This window comes from Pseudomonas sp. P4_C4 (assembly GCF_056402055.1).
Map to the genome: position 1 here is coordinate 1 of NZ_JBFUID010000047.1, position 24031 is coordinate 24031.

The 24031-nt window shown below is 56.2% G+C and carries 24 protein-coding genes, 1 tRNA gene and 1 pseudogene; 13 read left to right on the forward strand and 13 right to left on the reverse strand.

Annotation, left to right across the window (positions count from 1 at the left end):
• A partial coding sequence (locus AC1DXW_RS22060) for a hypothetical protein (RefSeq protein WP_477760447.1) occupies positions 1-696 on the forward strand: 696 nt, incomplete at its 5' end.
• Positions 697-989: 293 nt separating this feature from the next.
• Here AC1DXW_RS22060 and AC1DXW_RS22065 read toward each other — a convergent pair.
• Complete coding sequence (locus tag AC1DXW_RS22065) at positions 990-1199, reverse strand: hypothetical protein (protein WP_223510914.1); 210 nt, start codon at positions 1197-1199, stop codon at positions 990-992.
• 376 nt (positions 1200-1575) lie between these two features.
• Here AC1DXW_RS22065 and AC1DXW_RS22070 point away from each other — a divergent pair.
• Both AC1DXW_RS22070 and AC1DXW_RS22075 read left to right on the forward strand, forming a co-directional pair.
• Positions 1576-1711 (forward strand) — tRNA-Leu (locus AC1DXW_RS22070).
• Between the two features lie 172 nt (positions 1712-1883).
• A complete protein-coding gene (locus AC1DXW_RS22075; protein ID WP_477756557.1) occupies positions 1884-3179 on the forward strand; it encodes a tyrosine-type recombinase/integrase in 1296 nt (431 codons plus the stop codon).
• 577 nt (positions 3180-3756) lie between these two features.
• Here AC1DXW_RS22075 and AC1DXW_RS22080 read toward each other — a convergent pair.
• Positions 3757-3897: pseudogene (locus tag AC1DXW_RS22080) on the reverse strand (aldehyde dehydrogenase family protein); the annotation flags it as partial.
• 88 nt (positions 3898-3985) lie between these two features.
• Positions 3986-5245 (reverse strand): SGNH/GDSL hydrolase family protein, encoded by a 1260-nt coding sequence (locus AC1DXW_RS22085; RefSeq protein ID WP_477756607.1) that lies wholly within the window; start codon positions 5243-5245, stop codon positions 3986-3988.
• A gap of 109 nt (positions 5246-5354) precedes the next feature.
• On the opposite strand from AC1DXW_RS22085, the gene AC1DXW_RS22090 reads away from it, so the two are divergent.
• The 6 genes from AC1DXW_RS22090 (at position 5355) to AC1DXW_RS22115 (ending at position 12337) form a co-directional block, all read left to right on the forward strand.
• Positions 5355-6260: a LysR family transcriptional regulator gene (locus tag AC1DXW_RS22090; RefSeq protein ID WP_477760448.1), complete on the forward strand. Its 906-nt coding sequence runs from the start codon at positions 5355-5357 to the stop codon at positions 6258-6260.
• Between the two features lie 518 nt (positions 6261-6778).
• Entirely contained in the window at positions 6779-7165 is a 387-nt protein-coding gene (locus AC1DXW_RS22095) for an ectoine synthase (RefSeq protein WP_320390690.1), read from the forward strand.
• A gap of 108 nt (positions 7166-7273) precedes the next feature.
• Positions 7274-8572, forward strand: coding sequence for an MFS transporter (locus AC1DXW_RS22100; RefSeq protein WP_477756636.1), 1299 nt, complete (start codon positions 7274-7276; stop codon positions 8570-8572).
• Positions 8569-10098, forward strand: coding sequence for a class I adenylate-forming enzyme family protein (locus AC1DXW_RS22105; protein ID WP_477760449.1), 1530 nt, complete (start codon positions 8569-8571; stop codon positions 10096-10098). Before AC1DXW_RS22100 ends, AC1DXW_RS22105 begins: the two co-directional genes overlap by 4 nt.
• 32 nt (positions 10099-10130) lie before the next feature.
• Entirely contained in the window at positions 10131-11108 is a 978-nt protein-coding gene (locus tag AC1DXW_RS22110) for a class I SAM-dependent methyltransferase (RefSeq protein ID WP_477756136.1), read from the forward strand.
• Positions 11108-12337, forward strand: coding sequence for an acyl-CoA dehydrogenase family protein (locus AC1DXW_RS22115; protein ID WP_477760450.1), 1230 nt, complete (start codon positions 11108-11110; stop codon positions 12335-12337). The genes AC1DXW_RS22110 and AC1DXW_RS22115 overlap by 1 nt, the downstream gene beginning before the upstream one ends.
• Positions 12338-12573: 236 nt before the next feature.
• Here AC1DXW_RS22115 and AC1DXW_RS22120 read toward each other — a convergent pair whose 3' ends face one another.
• Positions 12574-13488, reverse strand: a complete 915-nt coding sequence (locus tag AC1DXW_RS22120; RefSeq protein WP_477756138.1) for a LysR family transcriptional regulator — start codon at positions 13486-13488, stop codon at positions 12574-12576.
• A 127-nt stretch (positions 13489-13615) separates the two neighbouring features.
• On the opposite strand from AC1DXW_RS22120, the gene lysA reads away from it, so the two are divergent.
• The 3 genes from lysA to AC1DXW_RS22135 all read left to right on the forward strand — a co-directional run bounded on the left by lysA (position 13616) and on the right by AC1DXW_RS22135 (position 16938).
• The gene (gene lysA / locus AC1DXW_RS22125; RefSeq protein WP_477756139.1) at positions 13616-14854 is read left to right on the forward strand and encodes a diaminopimelate decarboxylase; all 1239 of its coding nucleotides are present in this window, start codon (positions 13616-13618) and stop codon (positions 14852-14854) included.
• A gap of 432 nt (positions 14855-15286) precedes the next feature.
• Positions 15287-15727: a hypothetical protein gene (locus AC1DXW_RS22130; protein ID WP_477755533.1), complete on the forward strand. Its 441-nt coding sequence runs from the start codon at positions 15287-15289 to the stop codon at positions 15725-15727.
• Between the two features lie 605 nt (positions 15728-16332).
• Positions 16333-16938 carry a transglycosylase SLT domain-containing protein gene (locus AC1DXW_RS22135; RefSeq protein ID WP_477755534.1) on the forward strand — a complete coding sequence of 202 codons (606 nt, stop codon included), beginning with the start codon at positions 16333-16335 and terminating at the stop codon, positions 16936-16938.
• Positions 16939-17066: 128 nt separating this feature from the next.
• Here the strand turns inward: AC1DXW_RS22135 and AC1DXW_RS22140 are convergent, their stop codons facing one another.
• The gene (locus tag AC1DXW_RS22140; RefSeq protein ID WP_477755535.1) at positions 17067-17261 is read right to left on the reverse strand and encodes a hypothetical protein; all 195 of its coding nucleotides are present in this window, start codon (positions 17259-17261) and stop codon (positions 17067-17069) included.
• A gap of 92 nt (positions 17262-17353) precedes the next feature.
• Complete coding sequence (locus tag AC1DXW_RS22145) at positions 17354-18196, reverse strand: NAD(P)H-binding protein (RefSeq protein WP_477755536.1); 843 nt, start codon at positions 18194-18196, stop codon at positions 17354-17356.
• A gap of 179 nt (positions 18197-18375) precedes the next feature.
• Between AC1DXW_RS22145 and AC1DXW_RS22150 the strand changes: the two genes are divergently transcribed.
• Positions 18376-19032: a TetR/AcrR family transcriptional regulator gene (locus tag AC1DXW_RS22150; RefSeq protein WP_477755537.1), complete on the forward strand. Its 657-nt coding sequence runs from the start codon at positions 18376-18378 to the stop codon at positions 19030-19032.
• Positions 19033-19065: 33 nt separating this feature from the next.
• Here the strand turns inward: AC1DXW_RS22150 and AC1DXW_RS22155 are convergent, their stop codons facing one another.
• The 7 genes from AC1DXW_RS22155 to AC1DXW_RS22185 all read right to left on the reverse strand — a co-directional run bounded on the left by AC1DXW_RS22155 (position 19066) and on the right by AC1DXW_RS22185 (position 23963).
• Positions 19066-19350: a hypothetical protein gene (locus AC1DXW_RS22155; RefSeq protein WP_477755538.1), complete on the reverse strand. Its 285-nt coding sequence runs from the start codon at positions 19348-19350 to the stop codon at positions 19066-19068.
• Positions 19351-19557: 207 nt separating this feature from the next.
• On the reverse strand, positions 19558-19788 hold the full coding sequence (locus AC1DXW_RS22160; protein ID WP_477760451.1) for a hypothetical protein: 231 nt from the start codon (positions 19786-19788) through the stop codon (positions 19558-19560).
• Between the two features lie 130 nt (positions 19789-19918).
• Positions 19919-20140 (reverse strand): hypothetical protein, encoded by a 222-nt coding sequence (locus AC1DXW_RS22165; protein WP_477755540.1) that lies wholly within the window; start codon positions 20138-20140, stop codon positions 19919-19921.
• A 101-nt stretch (positions 20141-20241) separates the two neighbouring features.
• Positions 20242-21321, reverse strand: a complete 1080-nt coding sequence (gene modC, locus AC1DXW_RS22170) for a molybdenum ABC transporter ATP-binding protein (protein ID WP_477755541.1) — start codon at positions 21319-21321, stop codon at positions 20242-20244.
• Positions 21322-21324: 3 nt separating this feature from the next.
• On the reverse strand, positions 21325-22005 hold the full coding sequence (modB, locus tag AC1DXW_RS22175; protein WP_477755542.1) for a molybdate ABC transporter permease subunit: 681 nt from the start codon (positions 22003-22005) through the stop codon (positions 21325-21327).
• Positions 22006-22773: a molybdate ABC transporter substrate-binding protein gene (modA, locus tag AC1DXW_RS22180; RefSeq protein WP_477755543.1), complete on the reverse strand. Its 768-nt coding sequence runs from the start codon at positions 22771-22773 to the stop codon at positions 22006-22008.
• Between the two features lie 122 nt (positions 22774-22895).
• Positions 22896-23963: an NAD(P)H-dependent flavin oxidoreductase gene (locus tag AC1DXW_RS22185; RefSeq protein ID WP_477760452.1), complete on the reverse strand. Its 1068-nt coding sequence runs from the start codon at positions 23961-23963 to the stop codon at positions 22896-22898.
• Positions 23964-24031: the final 68 nt, after the last annotated feature.

Consider the following 24031-nt stretch of genomic DNA (forward strand, 5'->3'; position numbering starts at 1 on the left):
AACGACAAGGCGAAAGACAACGACAAGGCGAAAGACAACGACAAGGCGAAAGACAACGACAAGGCGAAAGACAACGACAAGGCGAAAGACAACGACAAGGCGAAAGACAACGACAAGGCGAAAGACAACGACAAGGCGAAAGACAACGACAAGGTGAAAGACAACGACAAGGCGAAAGACAACGACAAGGCGAAAGACAACGACAAGGTGAAAGACAACGACAAGGCGAAAGACAACGACAAGGCGAAAGACAACGACGAGGCGAAAGACAACGACAACGCGAAAGACAACGACGACGCGGATGACAATGACAACGATGCCGCACATGCAGCCAGGGACGCTGCCAGAAACGACGCAGATGCAGCCCGGGATGCGGCAAAAGCTAGTGCAAATGCAACCAGAGACGCCGCCAGAGCTGAGGCGGATGCAGCTCGAGATGCAGCCAGAGCTGCTGGCGATCCGGACGCAGATGCTGCCCGAGATGCTGCCCGGGCCGCTGCAGATGCAGCCAGGGACAAAGCCAAGGCAGACGCAGATGCAGCCAGAGATGCTGCCAGGGCTRCTGCAGATGCAGCCAGGGACGCCGCCAAGGCTGACGCGAAAGCAGCCAGAGAGGCAGCCAAAGTCGAGGCGGAAGATGCTCGGGAGGATGTGGCGGACGCGCCGGATGTCGACGCGGTTGAGGTACACAACTAAGCCTGCACGCGCCGTAATGAACACGGCAGGCCTGGCCGTAGAAGACGTCCCGCAAGCTTGAGGGGCGTATCACCAATGAGTCGCAAGCCCTAAAGCATCGCGGGGTTTGCGACTTTTTTTCGAAATATGTCGCACAGTCCGAAACACTGACGAGAATGGCGGCAGTGGGGGCGGAGCTGACCGGGTCAGCAATCAATCCCGGTCGTTCACAAAACCTGGAGCCCTCCCGTTTTTGTGGCGCAGGATCGGGAAGTTGGACTCATCTTTCCACCAACCGCTTTTGGCGATTGCCGTCACTCCGGCGCCATCATCACCGCGAGCGTCATCTTTATGAACTCTTCATTCTTGTCGATGGCTTCCAGCGCGCCGCGCACGTTGTCGGCGACGTCGGCCGAGCCGCGCTGCTCGACCCAGTTCGAAAGCTCTAGGATGGCGGCTTCTAGGGCGAGCTGGTTTTCGTTGATTTTGAAGAGCAGGGAAGGGAGTAGGTCTGAGTTTGGCATCGCGATTCCTCCGTGGAGATTTCAGCGTAGCAGCCGGTGATGATGGAGGAATGGGGAGAGGGGTAACGGTCGGCTGGACGCCGGAAGGGTTGTGCGCAAAACCTCCGCTGGAAGCCGCGGATTATCGTTTGCAAAAGCACAAAAATACGGAAGTTTTACCGCTCTAAAAACCGGATATATACATTATAAAACAATATGTTAGGTTGATGCAGGCCCCGGCATCGGGGGCTAGGGGCCGGAACCACACAGCGAAACGCTATGGTATGCGTGATCGGCATATCTGCGGTGTAAGTCGCTTTGGGGCGAGGACCTACTTTGACACTGAAATGGGTAATTTTTCTGGTCCGCAATCTCTGAAAAGTATGCGGAAACATTGGCCTGGATGGCAGCCAAAAAGGCGTGATTGCGACCCGAAAAAACTATTGAAAGGTGCGGCCTGATTGATTTTCTCTTGGGACTTAAAATCCCCCGCTCGTAAGGGCGTGCCGGTTCGATTCCGGCTTCGGGCACCATCTTGCAATCCATAGAGCGCTTACAAGTTCTCTGGAATCCCCGAAAAACCTGCCTTATGGCGGGTTTTTTCGTTTTGGCGTTCCGTCGGATTCCGGTCCGTTCTGCTGGAATCTAGTCGTTTTAAGGGTAAAATTAGGGGTAGTCTCCGGTTCGAATAAGGAGAGTACCCTTATGTCGCGCACAACTGCTCCGCTCACTGACTCTGCTTGTCGCTTAGCCAAGCCAAGGGACCGCCCCTACAAGCTTTTCGACGGCGATGGTCTCTATCTCCTAATCCAACCAAACGGTCGTAAAGGCTGGCGCCTCAGGTATGTAAAACCTGATGGGCGAGAAGGATTGACCTCACTCGGCAGCTATCCTGTCATTGGCCTCGCCGATGCGCGCCACAAGCGTTTAGAGGCGAAACGGATACTTGCGGACGGCATTGATCCCGTAGAGAGCAAACGTAGAGCCAGGACGGAAGATGTGGTCAATGGCCGGACCTTTGAAAGTGTTGCATTGGACTGGCACAAGAACATGATGGCCAAATGGACACCCGACCATTCCAAGACTGTGTTGAACCGCCTTAAAACCTATGTTTTCCCGTTGATCGGTGCCCGCTCGATTGCTGGTCTCGATACCTATGACCTGATGCAACCTTTGGAAGCGATCAGGAAACGAGGAACGATCGACGTCGCCTTAAGGGTGCAAAGCTTCCTGCAAAGTATCATGCGTGAGGCAAAGCACCTCCGCCTCATCCCCGTAAACCCCGCTTACGACCTTCAAGGCTTGATCAAAGCACCGCGAGTTTCCCATCGACCTGCTTTACCCTTATCACGCCTTCCTGAATTGCAGGCCCGAATCAATGCCTACCAGGGCCGCAAACTGACCCGGTTGACGATCATGCTGTCGCTGCACGTGTTTGTTCGTTCCAGTGAGCTGCGTTTCGCCCGCTGGAGCGAGTTTGACCTCAAGCGCGGCGTGTGGGAAATCCCGGATACTCGGCCCGAGCTGGAAGACGTACCCCATTCGACGCGGGGTACGAAGATGGCGGGTGATGTTCATCTTGTTCCTTTATCGCCGCAAGCCGTGACCCTTCTTGAACAGATCTATGCGCTCACCGGCACATTCGACCTAGTATTTGCGGGCGATGCCAGGGCCTGGAAGCCAATGTCCGAAAACACCGTGAATAAAGCGTTGCGCACCATGGGATACGACACGAAGACAGAGATTTGTGGTCACGGATTCCGCTCAATGGCCTGTAGCGCACTGATCGAGTCAGGTCTGTGGTCTGAGACGGCCATCGAAAGGCAAATGAGTCATAGAGAGCGGAACAGCGTTCGTGCCGCCTGCATTCACAAGGCAGAGTTCATTGAAGAGCGCAGGCTGATCATGAACTGGTGGAGCCGGTACCTTGAGGCCAATCTTCAGGAGCATGTCACCCCTCACGAGTTTGCGAATCAGTCCGGCGAGAATGTCACTCGTTAATAAGTAAAACGTGGCGCAATGAAGTAGGTGTACCGGTAATGCTTCGTTGGGGGGCGATTAAAAGGTCGTTCGCCAATTGATGTCCTCACTCCGGATAATTTCGACGTGACCACACGGTTCGTGTGCAGTGCCCTGGGCTCAAGCTGAGGTGTTAACTTCGAGCGGTGGCAAAGGATGTTACCGTTACAGTTGAGTGCTTCTGATGGACGTTTGTTGTTCTTCGAGTTGCCACTGGAGGGCTGGACTTCACATGCCACCTGAGGCATCGGGAGAAACTCGAAAAGTGACGGTCAGCATCTGATTTCTACGGGCTAATGATCACGATATGCTGCTTCTACCATTGAATAACCCGCTTGATCTGGTCGCATTGTTGGGGGGGCAATCTATTTTTCGATTTAAGAGCTCGGAGTGCAGTCGTTGAGTAAAAAGATTTATAGAGCTTACCTGGCTGCTTTTTTCAATTGACTCAATATGGCCTGCAGCGTCGATATTTTACTGATGTAGGGGCTTTATCATCAGTGGTCGCGCATTGTGTGGATGCGCGACCGGCTATGATTTTAATTTAACGCAGTTGGAATCATGTGGTTTTAAGTTGGGTGTACTTGTCGAAAGAGTGTAGCGAAAGATCTCGACCAAACCCAGACTGCTTGCCACCACCGAATGGAACAGCAACGTCCAGAGCATCCATGGCATTGACTGAGACTGTTCCCACATTTAGTGCATGAGTTGCGAGGGCTTCGTCGTAATCCGCCAAGCCCCTAAATTACTTCTCGAGCTCAGGGCTATTTAAGACCCATATCAACCTTTCACTGGTTGGGCTGAGGTACTAGAAAAGCATTTTTCAGATCGACACTCTCCGCCATCGTCTTGTTGCCAGCATCGCCGGGATGCAGGTGGTCTCCCGAATCAATCAGCGGCAGTAGGCGAGTGGGGTGTTCAGGATCGCGGGTCAACAGATCGAAGTCGATCACTGCGTCGAAGGCGTGACTGGTTCGTATCCAGTGGTTGACTGTCTGGCGCAGTTGTTCTTTTTCCGCGCTGTGATAATTCTTCACGATCGTTCCATCCAGGGCGCCTTCGAAGGGCATCAGCGTTGTTCCAATGATGCGAATGTTGTTTAGGCGTGCTTGATCGATCAGTTGACGATAGCCAGCAATCAATTTTGCCTTGGGCGGCACGAGCCTGTTAGGTTCGAAGGAACTGCCCGGCCAACTGATGTCATTGATACCGAGCATCAGAATCACCGTTTTTACCCCGGGTTTGGCCAGCACATCCCGCTCGAAACGTGCCAACGCGCTGACCCCCATGCCATCCTCGAGCAGGCGAGCCCCGGAGATGCCGGCATTGAGTACAACGAGCTTCTGTGTGGTCAAGCGCTGCGCGAGGAAGTCCGGCCAGCGTCGATTGCTGTCCAAAGTCGAGCCGTTGCCATCGGTAATGGAGTCGCCGAGCACCACAAGTGCATGGGTGTCGAGCGGTGCATCCACCAGAATGTCACTGAGAAACAGCCGCGCCTCCACGTGCTCGCGGCCTTCCAGCCGCTGAGCGTCGAGCTGTTTTCCTGGTGTGATGAATGCCGTTTGCTTGCCATCCCAGTGGAAGGTCGTCAACGGCGTGCGCTGTGGCAGATAAAGAGAGATTGCAAGCTCAGCGAGTACCGGCACTGCCAGTTCTATCGGGTCACTGATCCGCGTTTCGCCCGCAGCGATGATGACCTGCTCCTGATCGCTGAACGTCAGGGTGTGCCCGGAGCCCGCGCGAATGTGATCGACACCTTCTACAATGGCGACACGCGCGGCACCGATGACCAGCGGTTGCTTGCCATATTCATTAGAAACCACCACGCGTACCCGACTACCGCCGCTACTGATGCGCACTTTTTGGTGGATCGTGCTGTCAGTCAGTGTTTCAGGAGTTCGCGTGGGCAGCGGCAACTCATTGCCCCAGGTGGGTTGAGGGCTGGCCATCCAGGTGGTGACCCAGTTTTCCGCTGCCATGACAGGGCTTGCGGCAAGCAGGGCAGTCAAAGCGAGAGGCAACGGTATTCTAGAGTGAAAGGCCTTCATCCAGGTATGTCCTTGGGCGGTAATGGTTCAGGAAGGCCAGATTGCTCTATTCAAAATGGGTGTGGTAGAAGGGGAAATCCCATACAGCCCATTCCTGAATCGAATACCCATGGACAATCTTAAAGCGATGCAGTGTTTCGTACGCGCCGTCGAGCTTGGAAGCCTGTCATCTGCCGCGCGTGAGTCGGGCAGCACTCAGCCCACGGTCAGCAAGCTGATCGCCGCCCTGGAGAAGCAATTGGGAGCCCGCCTGCTGATTCGTGGCACTAACGGGCTGACACCTACCGAACCGGGAAAGCGTTTCTACGAGCGTGCCAAAGGCGTGCTGGAGGAGTACAGCGAAGCTGTTGCAGAGGTGCGCGGTCTGACCGAACGCCCCGAGGGGTTTCTACGCATCAACGTTCCAGTCAGCCTGGGGGTGTTGCGTTTGAATGGGTTGCTATTGTCGTTCATGGAGGAGTACCCGGCCATTGAAGTGGAGCTGATCCTCAATGATCGTTTCGTCGACCTCACTGAGGAAAATGTCGACCTGGCTCTACGCTTGGGGGGCACATTGCCACCGAACGCCGTCGCCCGACACATAGCGACCTCACCGCGATATCTGGTGGCCGCACCTGAATACCTGCGTCCCCATTCCCCGTTGAAAAGCCCGGCCGACCTGAGTGAACACAATTTCCTGCGGTTTGCGTGGTTGACCGCAGGCGATCGTCTGGAGCTCAGTGGCCCCCTTGGGGAGCAGGTAAGCGTCACGACTCAGGGGCGCTATCGAACCAACAGCTCATTGGCCATTCGCGACGGTCTTCTACAGGGCGCCGGGCTTTGTATCACCCCGGCCTGGCTTGTCAGCGACCTGCTTGAATCAGGGCAGTTGGTGCGTGTTCTGCCTGAGTGGAGCGGCCCGCCAAACGACGCTTTTCTGATCTATCCGGAGCGCCGCTACCGCCCTCTGCGCACGCGATTACTTATGCAGTATCTGGCCGAGCGGGTGGGGCAGTTACCAGGGTTTATGCCCTAGCTAAAACCTCTATCGACGCGAAACCGGTTGTATCACAGAGCGAGAGGTGTACGGGCTCTTACGTCAAGGAAAGCGCCAGCTCGGCGAGTCTACCTAAGCGTGCGGATCTCGAATGTGCCGTCGCCTGCATTGAAAAAAGTCGGAAAAAGCCCGTTGACACTCCTAAATTCTTACACGTAGGATCAGGGCTCTTCAGGGAGCAACAACCGGGTCAGGGAATGACTGGTCTGCCGTAATGGCATGCGTGCCACAGGCACGTCCTTCGACAAGACTTCCTGCATTTGCTGTAGGAAAGCATCCTGTTATCTGGTTGTGATTTGCCCTTGATCTGGGGGGCTAGTTTTCATTTTATTTGCGAAAGACAGCGCTACCTCGAAAGGGGCGCCTCAAGCGATCTGTTGAACATTTTGCTGTGTGCAAGCCTGCCTCTGCGTTACCTGTTCAACCTTACCGACGCAGCCGCTGTGCTTGCATCGAACTTTTGAAGCGGCAAGTCAACTATTCACAAGGAACTGAATATGTTTGTTCGTAGCATCCGAGATGTCGAGAAAACCGATTTTTTCGTCGAGTGGGGATCAGGCACCAGCCACCGCCTGCTGACAGAGCAGGACGGAGTCGGCTTCACCATTTGCCACACGGTGGTTCGCGCCGGTACGGAATCGCTGCTTCATTATCGCAATCATCTCGAGGCTTGCTATTGCATCGGTGGTGAGGGCGAAATCGAAGACATGGAGGGCACCATCCATGCAATCCGTCCGGGAGATATGTACGTTCTGGACAAACATGATCGTCACTATCTGCGTGGTGGCAAGTTCACGGACCTTATTCTGGTCAGCGTTTTCAATCCTCCCCTCGCAGGCACCGAGCGCCACTCTATAAACAATCAGAGTGCCTCTTCGTACTGAGTTCCGAAATGGACTGCCTGCTCGACGGGCCAGTCGTTTCCAACCAACGAGTAACGAGACGACAGGGGCTTTTTCAGTCCTGTTGAGTGACTGTGCGGAGTTGATGATATGAAATTGTTCAGGCCGTTGCTTCAGCGGCCCGTAGCCTTGCTGTGGGGAGGGTTGGCGCTCTCTTCGATCGGTGACGAACTCTTCGCGATTGCCATCGCCTGGATGGCGGTGCAGATCGCCGGAACCGATGCGAGCTGGCTCAGTGCCTTGCGCGGTGCCGCTGCGTTGGCAGGTGCTTTGCTGGGGGGGATATGGGCAGAGCGCTGGGACCACCGTCGCACGATGATCGGTGCCGACCTGGCGCGAGCGGGGCTGGCCTTGATTCCGGTGCTGGCTTGGGGGCTCGGCATCATGAGTCTGTGGATGCTGGCGGTGCCGCTCATGCTCATGATGATCGTCAACTCGTTGTTCGAGCCGGCGCTGCGCGCCAGTCTGCCGCGCATTGTCGCGGCGCCGGACCAGTTGCAATCGGTCAACGCGCTGTTCGATGCAATCATCCGGGTCGCCCGGGTGATCGGGCCAATGCTGGCAGCGGCGATTACGCTGCTGATTCCGATCGAGCATCTGTTTACCCTGAACAGCATCACCTTCCTGATCTCCGCGTGGGCGGTCATGAAGCTGGGCAAAGCGTTGCCGCGCCAACCTGTCAAGGCAACAAGCCGGCGTGCCGGATTTACCGCCGGTTGGAGAAGTCTTGCGGGACGCCGCCAGATGCAGGCGGTGTATGTGTGTGCGGGACTGGGCAATGTTGCCTGGAGCGTGGGTATATCGATCGGCATGGCGCTGGCCGTCGTCAAATACGATATCCAGGGATTCGGCGTACAGGGTTTTGCTGCCTACGGCCTGATCATGGGGGCATACGGGGCAGGGAACCTGATCTCCATTTTTGTTGTGGGCAATCTGCAGATCCACCGCTTGTATCACGGGTTTACCTTCGGCTCCGTGGTCAACGGCTTGGGCATCGCGATCATCGGTGCGGCCGTGCTGTACCTGCCACCGGAACACGTCCTGACGGGGATGATGGTTGGCGCAAGTCTTGCGGCACTCGGCGGGCCACTGATCGACATCTCATTCATTCTGCTCATTCAAACCCGGTTCAGGCAAAGCGAAATCGCCGGGCTGGCAAGGCTGCGCTTTGCCACGCTGGGTGCGTCGATTCTGATTGCCGGTGCCTGCGGTGCTGCGCTGTATGCCCGTTTTGAAACCGGCCTGGTGATTGTCGGTGCCGGGATTTTCGAAGTGATCGTGGGGGCAATTGTGCTGCTCGTCCCCAAGGACAACGAAGCCGTACAGGCGAACAGGGAAGACGACTCTTCGTCGTCAACCTTGGCGGATGGCAGCGAGGTGGCCAGATGAAACAGTTCCATGACTATGTAAAAGACCACGCCGAGCGAACACCGGACAAGATTGCGCTGACCATCAGTGGCCGAAAGATCACCTACGGAGCGTTGGACGAACTCGCCTGCGTGGTAGCCCGGCAGTTAGTGGGCACGGGGATGACGACGAGTGATCGGGTCGCACTTAATGCACCCACTTCCATCGAAACCATTGCCTGTGCGCTGGGCGTCATGAAAGCCGGATTCGTCCTGGTGCTGATGCATTACGGTATCGCCGCCGAAAAACTGATCCATCAACTTAACGATATCAAGGCAAAGACCTTGATCGTACCGGCAAGTGCCAGCCTCGATGAGTTGACCGGGAAGGTCCATTTACAGTTCGTCTTGCACATGGGCGATTGGCACACCAGCCGATTTGCCGGGTTGAATGAAGCGTTCCCGGAGTGTGATGGGGGGCTTGAGGGCAGTGAAGTCCGCGTCATCTTTCACACCAGTGGTTCGACGAAAGACTCGAAAGGCGTGGCGGTCAGCAACAGCAATATGATGGCGGCCTACACGGCGGTTTCCAGTTATCTGGGGGACTTCGCAGATGCGGTCATTCTGAACTTCTCACCTCTGCATTTTGATTACGGCTTTTACAACATCATGATGCCGTTGCTCGGCGGTGGTCATTCGGTTTCCGAAAATGCACTGCCTGAGCAGCCGGAGCACTTGCTCGATTTGATTCAACGCCGAGGCATAACCGGGATGCATATTCTGCCGCCCGCCTTTCACTACCTCTTGCAGGCCGACCCCGACACGTTTCAACCGGAAAAAATCAAATCCCTGAAGTACATTGCCAGCAGCGGGCAAGCGTTGCCTCCCAAGCATATACAGCTATTGCGAGCGCTCCTTCCGGGCGTTGCCGTTTACTCCATGTATGGCCTGACGGAGTGCAAGCGAGTCGCGTATTTACCTCCAGAGCAACTTGATCAACGCCCCGGCTCGGTGGGTAAGGCGATTGCCGGGGTTAACGTATTCCTGGTTGACGATGCCGGGCAACTGATTACCCGGCCTGATTGTGTGGGAGAACTTGTGGTCGCGGGTGATTTGGTCATGCTCGGTTACTGGAACAAACCAGAACTGACCCGCCAGGTCGTTAAAAACAATCTGTTCGGTGAAGCGCGGGTTTACTTCACCGGTGACCTGTTCAAACGGGACAGTGAACAGTATCTCTATTTCGTCGGTAGAAAAGACAACGTATTTACGCGGCGGACTTTTCAGGTGAACCCCCGGGAAATCGAGCATGTGATCGTCGCTCATGAAGCCGTGAGCGAAGCGGTTGTGATCCCCGTCCCTGACGAAGTGGCCGGTCAGGTTCCGAAGGCCTGCGTGGTATTGAAAGAAGGCCATGAGTTGTCCGCTGATGCGCTCATCCAGTACTGCGCCACGCAGCTGGATTGGTACATGGTGCCCGCCATTGTCAGTTTTCATGCGGCGTTGCCCCGCAACCTCAACGGCAAAACCACGGCGCATCTCCTGGCCGCCGGCGCTATCGCAATTTAATAAACACTTAACGCGTAAATGGAATTACGGAAATGACCACAGATTCAAACCCTGCGTTTGTCGATTCTGCGATGAACAAACTGGCCGATTATTTTGACGATCTGGCAAACGGGAAGGTCCAGGTGCCCAGGCAGGCTGTGACAACCAGAATTCGTGAGCGTATCCAGGACGATGATGTCAGGGCCTACCATGATTTGCTGGTGACGCAGACGGGGCCGCTTTTCTCGCACTTCCTGGCCAGTGTGCCGGGGATTGTGGAAGAGCTTTCACGCATCGGTGTGGCGCTCGACCGATATACCCGTGAGCGACGAAAAAAAGACGATCGAAACTTTTCCCTGTGGGAAATCGATGCGTTTGACGGGAGCAGTGCAAGGACCCTGGCGAAGTATTCCAATGGGGCCATCAGAACCCTGACCAATTCTCCGAACAAGGCCAACCAGCAACATTTCGACGCCCACACCGACAAGGAAATCTCTGCATTTTATTCGGGGTCATTTCTTCAGATCACAGAGGATATCGTGGCGGACGCCTTAGGCGTCGACTCGCTGTTTTGCGGAGTCGACTACCTCTATGAGATGGCGGCCTTTCAATTCTATGGCAGAAACAGGGATGAGCACCTGAAGTTCGTTTCCCGCTTTTTGCGAGAGGATGGCCTCGCTTTCTTTCTGGAAAAATGCAATCAGAGCGACATCCAAGAGTATGAGCGACGGGCGCGGGTAAAGGACGAACAGCACAAGTCTCATTATTTTTCCGAGGCGCAGATAGCCTGGAAAAGGGAGGCCATGTTAGTGCAGATGGAAAACGGTCAGATCCTTTTCTCTGATTTCGTCGAAGCCGCGTCCCGCTATTTTTCTCATATCTATGTCATCTGGAACGGCACCAATTTCTATGAGTTTGTCGCGTCCAATGACGAAAACTGCATCCGCAGGTTCATCGAACTGCTAGGCGAGCCCTTTATCCCCGAAGGGTTCTGCTTCGAGTCTCCGGTTGTCAGGAAACTTTGTCCCTAATGCTGATTGTCGAGGTAACGAAGTTCATGGACTGGATGGCTAACCTGTCATTGGAACATCATGAAACCTGCGATCGCGCGCGAAAACTGCTTGGCCGGTGGCGGGCCCGTGCCGCTGAAACCGAACAGGCTCGCTGTGTTTCGCAGCAGACGGTGGAGGAATTACTTGCAGAAGGGCTTATGCAGTTGTTTGTGCCTGGACGCTATGGTGGGCTGCAGCGCGATTGGCCAACCCTGGTTGAAACCTCCCGAATTGCCGCACGCGCTTGTCCGTCGACCGGTTGGATGATAGGTCTGGTGGGCAGCCATGCGGCGATTGTCGGGCGGCTTCCTCCCACCTGTCAGGAGCAGGTCTTTGCCGATGGCGCCGGGCAAATCATTGCGACTGCTTCCGTGTCCAAAGGGGTCTCGATCCTGAAGCAAGACGGTGGTTTTCGTATCGGCGGAACCTGGCGTTTCAGTTCAGGGATCGATCATGCCAACTGGGTGATCGTGTCCGGCAAGGATCCTCGTGGCGCATCGTTCGGCCAAACGCTGTTGTTCACGCTCCGCACGGATCAGGTTCAGATCGAGGATGTCTGGCACGTTGCTGGAATGTGCGGTACCGGATCAAAAGACCTGCGGCTGGATGATGTCTTTGTGCCGGATGCTTGGGTCGTCTCGCAATCCGAGTGTTTCGGCCCGGCACCGGCAGGCGCCAGGCACAATCCGGACGGCTACCTGTTTGATGTGGAGTTCATTCCGTATCTGGGCAGTCTGCACATCGGCCCGGTGCTTGGCTGCGCGGAGGGGGCCTACGACGACTGCATTGCAGCACTGCGAAAGCATGAACCCACGAAGGAGGGCGGGGCATTAAAGGCTCGGCCAATATGGCTGGAGCGACTCGCGGAGAGTGCTGCGGAGTTGAGCTGCGCCAGACACCTTTACCAAGCCATTACCTTTTTACTCCATAGCGCAGGTGTCGCCCGCAGGTCACTGTCTCTGCAAGAGTTGGTCACCCTCAAGCGCGATCGTGCGTATCTGATTCGGTTGTGCGTGCAGGCCGTGCAACGGCTGGTGTGGCAAATGGGGACTGCGGCGATTTTTGATGCGAGTCCGGTGCAACGGCACTGGCGTGACATTCAGGTGATGGCGTCCCATATGGATGTGAATTGGGATGCCGCCATGCTTGCTTATGGGGATTTTGTGCTGGATCCGCGCCAAGGTGATGCATTAGCGAGAACACTCTGAATTGCGCACTGGGGCGAGAGGGTGATCCGTCCCGGTATCCGACATTGCTTCGCGCGTACACAACGCTCGAAATCCTTGCCGAAAAGAAGATTCTTCATTACGGCCAACTGCTAGATATCGTACAGCCTGAGAGGTAGAACGCTTTGTTCGGATCACACCGAGTCCGCGATGTACTCACGCAGCCATTGATGCGCGGGGTCATGATGGGAGCGCTCATGCTAGAGCATGGCTATCTTTTAACTGGAACCCTCTAGTGCATTGGCAAGACACAGCGCCTCATCGCTCAACGACTTGCAGAAGGCATCGACGAAGATAGAGGAGGGCCGATAATCAGGCCTGATCAACATAACGCGATAGGGAATGGACACATTGATCGGCCGAATGGCCAATCCTCTGCCTGATTCCTCCACGGCGGTCAAAGGGTTGATAATCGCCACCCCCAACTGTTGCCTGACCATGGCACAGACCGATGCGGCGTTGGTTGTTTCGATGACGGTATGCCGTTCGACTCCGGCCTGACGAAAGTGCTCATCGAGCGTCTGACGATAGATGTCCAGACCCGAAAAGTTGATGAAATCGACACCGCGAAAATCTTCCATTACGAGCAGCGGCCTGGACAGCAAAGAGTGACCCTCTGGCAGTATGCAGACCATGTCGGAACAAAAGAGCAATTCCCCTTGGGTGCCTCGAGGTACATGCTCACCCTCGGTCAATCCGAGGTCGTAACGCTGGGCGCTGAGTGACTCTTCCAGTAAGGGGGATTCCTGTGCAGCAATGCTCAAGCCTATGCCGACATGCTGTTGCTGAAAGTGCTTACAGACCTTGGGCAACAGCGTCTGGGAAAACAACGGAAGGCAGGCGACGCTCAGTTGGCCATGTTCGAAGCGACGGATCGACTGTGCAACGCTGTTGATTCGTTCCAACCCGATGTAGGAACGTTCAACTTCTTCGAGCAGCATAATGGCCTGAGCCGTCGGTACCAACCTCCCTCCCTCTCGATCAAACAGCCGAAGGCCAGAGATGCTTTCAAGCCGCGCCAGTTCCCGACTGACCGTGGGTTGGGAAGTAAATAGTAAGCGGGCCGCTCCGGTGACGCTCCCCGCCTGCATGATGGCGCGGAAGACTTCGATATGCCGTATGGAAATTCCCACACCTGGCCTCCGTCAGTTGATCAAGGCCTATATCAAAACTGAATCGACTAGCAAAGAATAGATATTTTATTGAATGCTGAATGGTCGACATGATGGCTTCTCTCTTTACTTCAGATTGAATACCTCCATGCCCAACCATTCCGTTTTCCAGCAATTAGCCGAGACTGCGAGACAGCACGGCACCCCGCTCTGGTGTTATGACGCGAAGACCATCAGGGCACGCATCGACCAACTGCAAGGCTTCGATGTCATTCGATACGCGCAAAAAGCCTGTTCCAACCTGCATATTCTCCGGTTGATCCGCGAACAAGGCGTGCGGATCGATGCCGTATCACTGGGTGAAATCGAGCGGGCGCTGCTCGCTGGATACAGCCCTGCCGGCGACCCGGCAGGCATTGTTCTGACTTGTGATCTGTTCGATGAAGCGACATTGCGACGCGTCGTCGAACTGAACATTGAGGTCAACACCGGCTCGATTGATATGCTCCGCCAATTGGGCCAACAGTCTCCCGGCCATCGCGTCTGGCTGCGGATCAATCCAGGGTTCGGCCATGGCCACAGCCGCAAGACCAATACCGGTGGTGAAAACAGCAAGCATGGGATCTGGCATGACCAGGTTCAAGAAGCGCTCAGCGTGATTCGGCAATTCGGGCTGAAGCTGGTGGGATTGCACATGCATATCGGTTCAGGTGTGGATTACGCGCACCTTGAGCAAGTGGGCTGTGCCATGGTCTCGGCCGTGAGGGCACTCGACCACGATATCGAAGCTTTCTCCATAGGCGGGGGGCTTTCCACGCCTTATCGTGTGGGGGATGAACCGGTGGATATCCAGCGTTATGCGAACGCATGGCGCCAGGCCAGACAGGACATCGAGGCTTTTCTCGCTCACCCGGTACGGATGGAGATCGAGCCCGGTCGCTTCCTGGTAGCCGAGTCAGGCTATTTGGTTACCGAAGTCCGCGCGGTCAAAAAAGTCGGTAGCCAAAACTTCATCCTGGTGAACGCCGGCTTCAATGACCTGATGCGGCCAGCCCTCTATGGCGCCTATCACCACATGACCTTGCTGGACTCCCAAGGTGTCCCGGTCAGTCGTCCGGAGCACCTCTGTGTAGTGGGAGGTCCCCTGTGCGAATCCGGCGATATTTTTACGCAGGATGAACAGGGCGTCACACCCCGTTTGTTACCTGAAGCGCAGGTTGGCGACTTGCTGGTCATGCACGATACCGGCGCGTACGGCGCCTCCATGTCATCCAATTACAACAGCCGCACACTGTTGCCGGAAGTGTTGATCGAGCAAGGGCAAGCTAAATTGATTCGACGTCCCCAGCCGTTGTCGGACTTGCTGGCCTTGGAGTTGGGGCTTTAAAGCCAAGTGGTGATCGAAACCGATCTATCAATGAGCTGCGAATCTCTCCATGCTTGCGCCCCCCCCTCATACAACGCGACACCTGCGCTTCCTGCCGTGCAAAAAGGCGGAACGGGAAACGAAACTCACATCTAGCGTCGCGTTCCAGTCGTACCATTGGAAAAGCTCAATGAGGGTACACATAGAGGTAGAGAAATTTTCGAACTTAAAATTTTCCTTTATTTTCAGCGACAAAGAAGAAGGTTCGATTCAGGCTTCACCATGAATATCAAGGGCTTGCGTGAGATACCTCATGCAGGCCCTTAGTTTTTTATTGCCGCAATTCCTATTTTGTAGACGTCACCTTCTTCCCTTTGCGGTTGCGGATGTATTGCTTAGTCATCACTACGGTGGTGTGACCAAGCTGGTCCATTACCTCCCGGATGTTGCCGGTTGACTCAGAAACTGCCCCGTCCTCGGATCGAAGTGGCGCACAAAGTGAACGTGCCTGGAACCGAAGGGCTGGTCGCTGACCCCGGGCCCTCTGATCACCTTGACGCTGTTCATCCGGTGGATTGGTATGAAGTGCCGGTTATCCATTGGTACGAAATGCCGGTTGTGCATTGGCACGAAATGCCGGTTTCCCATATGAAACGGGCCCGTGTGGAAATGGTGGAATTGCCCGCATTGCTGTGGCTGCCCACTGACCAGAACGGTCGGGTGAGGATTTTGACCGAGGCCGCCACCGCTGATTGCCTCCAGGGAGAGGCTGCTTGCCAGAAGCCCCGCGACCAAGAGCAGGAGCTGTTTGAAGATACGCATAGCGCCACCTCTGACGGTCCCCCTGCACTAAATTATAGTGCGCCATGGACCCCGGCCTGGCCTTGGCGCTGAAGTAGACATCTAACCAAACGGCGGGTGAGCAGAAAGTAATAACCTATAAATTACCTTCTAATTCATTGTGTTACAGAGCGGATGTCCTAATTTTTACCATATCTCGGCACGACCCCGAAAAGATGCCGCAAAAAAATCTCAAACCACTGGGTATAAGGCTTGTGGCGGCGTGCCTCGGAAAGAATTGAGGCAGGAATATTCGTGTAAGCCATTGAATTATATGAAGATATCGAGTGGAATTAAAATCCCCCGCTCGTAAGGGCGTGCCGGGTCGATTCCGGCTTCTTACCATGAATATCAAGGGCTTGCGTGAGATACCTAATGCAGGCCCYTTTTCTTTACTCTGCAAAAACCAGCCTCTGCTCCAATCCATCACGTTACGCATCCGAACGGACTACCCGGTCATGCTCACGCAAAAAGAATCACCTCAGGCATGAAGTCCATGCAGGGCCTGGTTTTGCAATAGGGATTTACAAAGCAGTCTCTCAATAAAGGTGACGAGGTCAAGATGGATGTCTTCTGAAGTTTTTGCCTGCAACTGCCGACTCAAGCTCCTTGCAGTAATCGGAGGGCACTTTATGCCCTTATTTTTTTGAGGGTGCTGGATGAAACAAAGACAAGTTTCGCTGTTGGCTCTGTTGTTTATGTTTTTGACAGGTTGCACGACTACGCCACCCAAAGATCAAAGCAATCTCTGCAATATTTACCATGAGTATCCCGACTGGTACGAGGACTCGCTGGAAATGCAGAGTGAATATGGGACGCCTGCGCATGTGGCCATGGCGATAATGAAGCAGGAAAGCAGCTACGTGGCTGACGCATTGCCGCCTCGTGACTACCTGCTCTGGGTGATCCCTTGGGGGCGAGTCAGTTCGGCTTATGGTTATGCGCAGGCTCAAGATCCGGTGTGGGGCGAGTACAAGGGCGATACTGGCAACGGCGGTTCGCGTGACAGCTTCGACGACGCGATCATGTTTATCGGTTGGTACACCACTGGCACCCACCGCCAGCTCGGAATCTCCAAATGGGACACCTACAATCAGTACCTGGCTTACCACGAGGGGCGTGGGGGCTATAGCCGCAATACCTATCGCAGTAAGCCGTGGCTGATGCAGGTTGCCCAGAAAGTGCAAAAGCAGTCAGAGATTTACAGCGCCCAACTCAAGCAGTGCCGTCAAGAGTTGGAAGACGAACGTAGTGGGTGGTTTTAGAGAGGCAATGCCATCGATTCCGTTGCCCGGCGTTATCTGAAACCAAGGGTTCGCGAGCGAACGCTGTGCAAACCCTTGGTTGTTTCTGCTTCATTTCATCTGTCTAGATCGTGGTTGCCTGATGTTTTTCAGGACGCCGGATCTGCCTTGCGGCGATCGCTGCCGGTCGGGTTGCCGGTATCGATCAGCCTTCTTTCCAGCAGTACGTTTTCCAAAGCCTGGCGGTCTGACGGGTTCATTTGATGTTCTCGCTCCTTGAGTTCCAACAGGATCGGGCTGGACCATTGGCGATAGATTTGTTCAGCACTACGATTGGGTGACATGGGTACCTCCTTGATCAGGCTCCTGCCAATAAAGGCGCCGCAGTTCGATACGCAAAATACCCTAGTCGACGAAGCGGGTTCTCGCCACTGCTTTACGTCGGACTTGCATTTCCCCAGATGCCCGTAGCGGCCGTGCGCTGTACGTAGTCGCTAAAGTCGCGTGCCGGCCGACCCAGTGCCCGTTGTACGCCATCGGTCACGGGCGTGTTGCGGCCATCGAGCACAGTCGTGAACAGATACAGCACCAGATCGATCAACTCCGGGGGAAGTTGTTCCTGTTCCAATGCTTGTCGATAGGCATCCGCTGGTACGGCCACGAATTCGATGTTGCGATGGGTGGAGCGGGCGATCTCGGTCACGGCTTCGGCAAAGGTCAGCGCCCGAGGGCCAGTCAATTCATAGAGCTGGTTGGTGTGTCCGGGTTGGGTCAGTGCGGCGACGGCACATTCGGCGATGTCCTCTGCATCGACAAAGGGTTCGGCGACTCGGCCGACGGGGAGTGCGAGTTCGCCTTGCAGAATGGGTTCAAGAAAGTGCGCCTCGCTGAAATTCTGGCAGAACCAACTGGCCCGCAGAATCGTCCAGTCAATCCTGCTGTTCTGTACGACACGTTCGGCCTGTTCTGCTTCGATCTCACCGCGCCCGGATAACAAAACCAGTTTGCGGACTCCGCTTTTCACTGCCAGGTCGGTGAACGCCTGAATGGTTTCAAGGGCGCCTGGAACGGCGAGATCAGGTTGGAAGGAAATGTAGACCGCATGAGCGCCATCTATCACCGCGTCCCAGGTTGATCGATCTTCCCAGTCGAAAGGGGGATTCGCATCGCGGGAGCCTTGGCGAACGGGCAAGCCGGCCGCTTCGAGTCGTTGTGTGATTCGCCGCCCGGTTTTGCCCGTGGCGCCAAGGACCAGTGTGATTGGTTGATCGGTTTTCATCGCGTTCATCTCCATCGGTTAATGTGAGTGATACTCACGTTTAAAAGATGATAGATGCTCATGTTTTGTCGTCAACCCATCAGATCGAATTGCCCGACGTGTGGACATCTGATATTGGGCGTAAGGAGTGGCGATGCTAAGGTGAGTACATGTCACGTTATTGACCGGGAAATTCGCTCGTGCGCAAAAAAACCTCTGAAACCCTCGAACAGCCTGCTGCGCAAGCGGTTCGACGCAATCCCATGCAACAGCGCAGCCGTGAGCGTCAGGAGCGGATATTGGCGATGGCGACTCAATTGATCGCAGACAAGGGCAGCGATCAGCTCAAGATGAGTGAAATCGCCGAGCGCTCCGAAATCTCGATCGGTTCTCTTTATCAGTACTTTCCCGACAAGAGTTCCGTCATCCGGATGCTGGCCGAACGCTACAACGCTGAGAGCCGTCGTTGCATTACAGAGGCAATGGAGGCGGTCGAGGATGCCCAGGGTTTGCAGGCGGCTTATTCGCAGTTGCTCGATCAGTATTACGAGATCGTGATGGCGACACCGGTGATGCGTGACATCTGGTCCGGCATGCAGGCCGACAAACAGTTGTTGCAGCTGGAGCTGGGGGAGAGTCGGGTTGCCGGAGCGCTGTTGGCCCAGGCCATGCTTCGCGTATTTCCGCAAAGCGATGAGCTACAGGTTCAGGAGTCCGCGTTTTTGATTTGGCACCTGGGCGAGGCGACCATGCGGTTGGCTGTCACTTGTACGCCAGAGGAAGGACGCGCGCTGGTCGAGGCGTTCAAGCGCATGTCCCTGCGCGAGGTCATGGACCCAGCGTGCAGGGACATCTAATCGCAGTAAAAGCCTGGCAGTTGTTTCAATTTCCTAAACGAAAGGTTGGCCGGCAAAGCCGCGCGGCAGTCGTTGCAGGCCGGCCATCGCAGTCAGTCGCTCGGTCCAGGCTGAACGCCAGTTATTGGCGGTGTGGACGGCTTTGGCTTTGCGTGCTGCGCGGCGGGCAGCGTTGCGTTCGGTCTTGCGGGCTTCCTTGTATGCGTCGGTGTTTCGGCAGCTTCTGCATTTCACCCGATTGAGTTCGCGGGTCGATACGAGGTTGTTGCCGTTGTGACCGCAGGCCAGGTGCCCGCTGACTTTGAAGTGAGTGACCATTGGAACGTCTCCTTGGTGACGTGTGATCGGTTGACCCCACGTGAGCGGTGACGTTCGTTTGGTTTTGCGCAACAAAAAATCCCGGCGCCAGGTCGGGTTGTGAGAGAGGGTGAAAACCTGGCAGGCAGCCAAACGTTCGGAGACGTCACCGTCACCGATCATGCTGCCCGAATCGGACCTGTCCTCGTACCGCAAATCCGCGACGGATCATCTGAACCGGGGCAGAGGCGGGTCGACAGGTTTGAGTGACGACAGCGTGTGCCGAATCAGCGGCGCGTCCTTCTCGATGTCGTTCAGGCGATCACGAATTCTGAGGGCGGTGGGGTGCCCGCCTTGATGATCGACCCAGTCGGCGATTTCCTTGCAGGCCGCGGCCAAGCGGGCCTGACGGGAGTCCAGCAAGGTGAGCAGGGTGGTGATGGACTCTTTTTCGGACATGGGAGACACCTCCGTTCAAGAAACCTGAGTGTGGCAGCAAAAAGCCCGCCGGGAGCGAGCTTTCTGCCGAATGGGTTACTGATCCTTCTGCAATTTCAGTATAGACCCGTTCAAAAATGGTGACGGGCCGTCAACTTTGTCGGGCTGTCACTTGTGATTTAGCGTTCAACAACCGGCAAACGCGCTGGGCGTCTTCCTCAACATCGTATCCGTCACCGATGAAGCCTTGGGTTCGGGTATCGGCGATGCGGTACCAGGCCGCGGCATCCGGTGGCAGGTGGTCATATTCACCCGCACGGCGGCCATGGATGATGATCCTGTTGCAACGCTTCACTACGAAAATCTCTTCCATGGCGTCTCCGCAGCTGATTCGTGTACAGATCAACTATAGAAGCCATTGGTGATCGTGCAAAAAACAGGCAGGTTAATTCGTCGGCTCAGGTGCCGCCGGATTTACGCCAGCACCGCGACCGCTTTGATTTGTGCCCAGAGTTGCTGACCGGAATGGACGTTCAATTGGTCGCGGGAATAACGCGTGATCCGTGCAAGCAGCGGCGAGCCTGCGGCGTCCAGGCGAATCAGCACATGGGCGGCGTTGTCGGCATTCATTTCACTGACCACCGTGACCGGCAGGCGATTGAGAATGCTGCTTTGCTCGGCACTGTGCAGGCTCAGGCTCACATCCCGCGCCTGGACCTTGCAGCGCAGTGTCTGACCCGTATCCATCGGTGTGTGAGGCACACGAATGTTGAGAGTGGTGTCGGGCAACTGCAGGCTGAGCAGTTGATAGTCGGCGTCATAGGCGCTCACGCGACCTTCGATCACCACACCGGCGTCATCCCCCATTGCCAGCGGCAAGTCGAGGCGCGCCAGGGTCTGGCCGATCGGGCCGCTGGCCAGCGCTTTGCCGTTGCTCAGCAACACGATATGGTCGGCCAGCCGCGCAACTTCATCCTGGGAGTGGCTGACGTACAGCACCGGGATGTCGAGTTCGTCGTGCAGACGTTGCAAGTAGGGCAGGATTTCACTTTTGCGCTGGGCATCGAGCGCGGCCAGAGGCTCGTCCATCAACAGCAGTTTCGGGCTGGTGAGCAGTGCGCGGGCCATGCCGACGCGCTGTCGCTCACCGCCCGAAAGGTGTTGTGGGTGCCGGTCCAGCAAATGGCTGATGCCCAGCAACTCGGTGGCGTGGGCCATATCGACCCGACGCTGCGACTTGGGGATGCGCTTGAGGCCGAACTCCAGGTTGGCCAACACCGACAGATGAGGAAACAGGCTGGCTTCCTGGAACACGTAGCCGAGCGCGCGTTTGTGCGGCGCGACGAACACCCTGTTTTCGCTGTCTTGCCAGACTTCATCGTTGACCTGGATAAAGCCTTGATCGGCCCGTTCCAGGCCGGCAATGCAGCGCAGGCAAGTGGTCTTGCCCGAGCCGGAGTGACCGTAAAGCGCAGTGACGCCACGCCCCGGCAGTTGCAGGTCGACGTCCAGGGCGAAGCTCGAGTAGCGTAGTTTCAGGCGCATTTGAATCATCGATCAGCTCCAGCCCACTTTGGTTTTTCGGCTGGAATACAGCGCCAGCAAGACGACAAACGAGAACATCAGCATCGCCCCGGCCAGCCAATGGGCCTGGGCATATTCCATGGCTTCGACGTGATCGTAGATCTGCACCGAGACCACGCGGGTCTTCTCGGGAATGTTGCCGCCGATCATCAGCACTACGCCGAACTCGCCGACGGTGTGAGCGAAGCCGAGAATGGCTGCGGTAATGAAACCGGGGCGGGCCAGGGGCAGCGTCACGCTGAAAAAGGTGTCCCAGGGATTGGCCCGCAGCGTCGCGGCCACTTCGAGCGGGCGCGTGCCGATTGCGGAAAATGCGTTTTGCAGCGGCTGGACCACGAACGGCATCGAATACAACACCGAACCGATGACCAGCCCCGCAAAACTGAAGGTGAGGGTGCCAAGGCCGAGTGATTGGCTGAGCTGGCCGATGTACCCGTGAGGGCCGAGCGCCAGCAACAGATAAAAACCAATCACTGTCGGCGGCAGCACCAGGGGCAGGGCAACAATCGCCCCGACCGGGCCGCGCAGCCAGGAGCGGGTGCGCGCGAGCCATAGCGCAATCGGAGTGCCGACAATCAGCAGGATGACGGTCGTCAGGGACGCCAGTTTCAGGGTCAGCCAGATGGCGGAATAATCGGCACTCGATAGCGACATTTAGATTTCGTAACCGTAGGACTTGATGACAGCTGCCGCTTTCGGCCCCTTGAGGTAGTCAACCAGTGCCTTGGCGGCCGGGTTGTCCTTGCCCTTGTTGAGAATCACAGCGTCCTGTTTGATCGGGTCGTGCAGACTGGCTGGAACGATCCAGGCCGAACCGCTGGTGATCTTGCCGTCCTTGTAGATCTGCGACAGGGCGACAAAACCCAACTCGGCATTGCCGGTGGAGACGAATTGGTAGGCCTGGGTGATGTTCTGGCCTTCAACGATCTTCGCTTTGACCTTGTCGGTCAGACCTTCCCTGGCCAACACCTGGGTCGCCGCCAGGCCATACGGTGCAGCTTTCGGGTTGGCGATGGACAGGTGCTGGTATTCGTTCTTTTTCAGCACATCGCCCTTGGCATCGACGTAGCCTTCTTTGGCCGACCATAGCGCCAGCGTACCGACCGCGTAAGTGAAGCGCGACCCCTTGACGGTATCGCCTTCGGCTTCAAGTTTTTGCGGGGTGCTGTCGTCTGCCGAGAAGAACACTTCGAACGGCGCGCCGTTTTTGATCTGGGTGTAGAACTGGCCGGTAGCGCCAAAGGATGCGACCAGTTTATGCCCGGTGTCTTTTTCGAAATCAGCGGCGATGGCCTGGATAGGCGCGGTGAAGTTGGCAGCGACAGCCACCTGGACTTCGTCCGCCTGGGCTGAGCCCAAGGCGAATACGGCGAGAAGGCTTGTCAGGCAGGCAGGGGCAAAACGTGAGGCACCAATGGTCATGAAACGGCTCCGTTAAAGGCAATTGCAGCAGGTTAATCGTTATGTACAAAAATATATAGCGAATTGCCTTTGAACGGAATGTGCTGTCACAAAACTGTATACAATTTTAACGCAAGTGCTGCTCAGGGGTGACGTAGCAGTCTGGCTAATCCTTCTTCAGCCAGTTGTCGAGTGAGTGCCGCGGTGGTCAATTCAACCCCGAGGGTAAAGGCCTGGCCGGCCCAGAGGTTGCTGAAGTCCGCTTCACCTTTGGCCCGCAGAGGCATCAGCGCGCCACCGGCAAGGGGGAAGGCCGGGGCCTTGGCGCTCATGGGCCCCAGTTCACGCATCACCCGATTGAGGATGCCCCGGGCCGGGCGACCGGTGAACACGTTGGTGACGGCCGTCTCGCTTTCCCTGGCGGTGCGCAAGGCTTTGTGATGGGACGGACTGACCTTGGCCTCTGGGGTGAACAGGTACGCCGTACCCACCTGCACTGCCGAAGCGCCCAGCATGAAGGCGGCGGCGACGCCTCGTGCGTCAGCGATGCCGCCGGCGGCAATCACCGGCACTTTCACCGCATCGACGACTTGCGGCACCAGGGCGAAAGTCCCCACCTGACTGCTCAGGTCATCGCTGAGAAACATCCCGCGATGGCCCCCGGCTTCGTAGCCCATGGCAATGATTGCATCGCAGCCATGCTGCTCAAGCCACACCGCTTCTGCGACGGTGGTGGCCGAGGACAGCACTTTCGCACCGGTGGCTTTGACCCGGTCAAGCAGGGATTTTTCCGGCAGGCCAAAGTGAAAACTCACCACTTCAGGGCGAAACGCTTCGACCACTTCGCAGGCGGCGTTATCGAATGGCGCCCGGTTGGACACCGGTGTTGGCGCATCAAAGTCGGCGCCGAGTTCCTGGTAGTAGGGTTGCAGCAGGTTTTTCCAGTCCTGCGCGCGTTGTTCATCAGGGGCTGGAGGCTGATGACAGAAGAAGTTGACGTTGATCGGGCGCTGGGTGTGTTGGCGGATGGTTTTCAGCTCTTCGCGCAATTGATCCGTGCTGAGCATCGCCGCCGGCATCGAGCCCAGCCCGCCGGCATTGCAGGCTGCAATCACCATGGACGAGTTGGTGGCACCGGCCATCGGCCCCTGAATGATCGGCAGTTCGATCCCGAGCAGGTCAAGAATGCGGGTATCTGGCCATTGGTTCATGTGCTGTGTTCTCCGACATTGAAGCAGGGCAGGGACGGTAGAACAGGATTTGTAACGCAACGACTGGC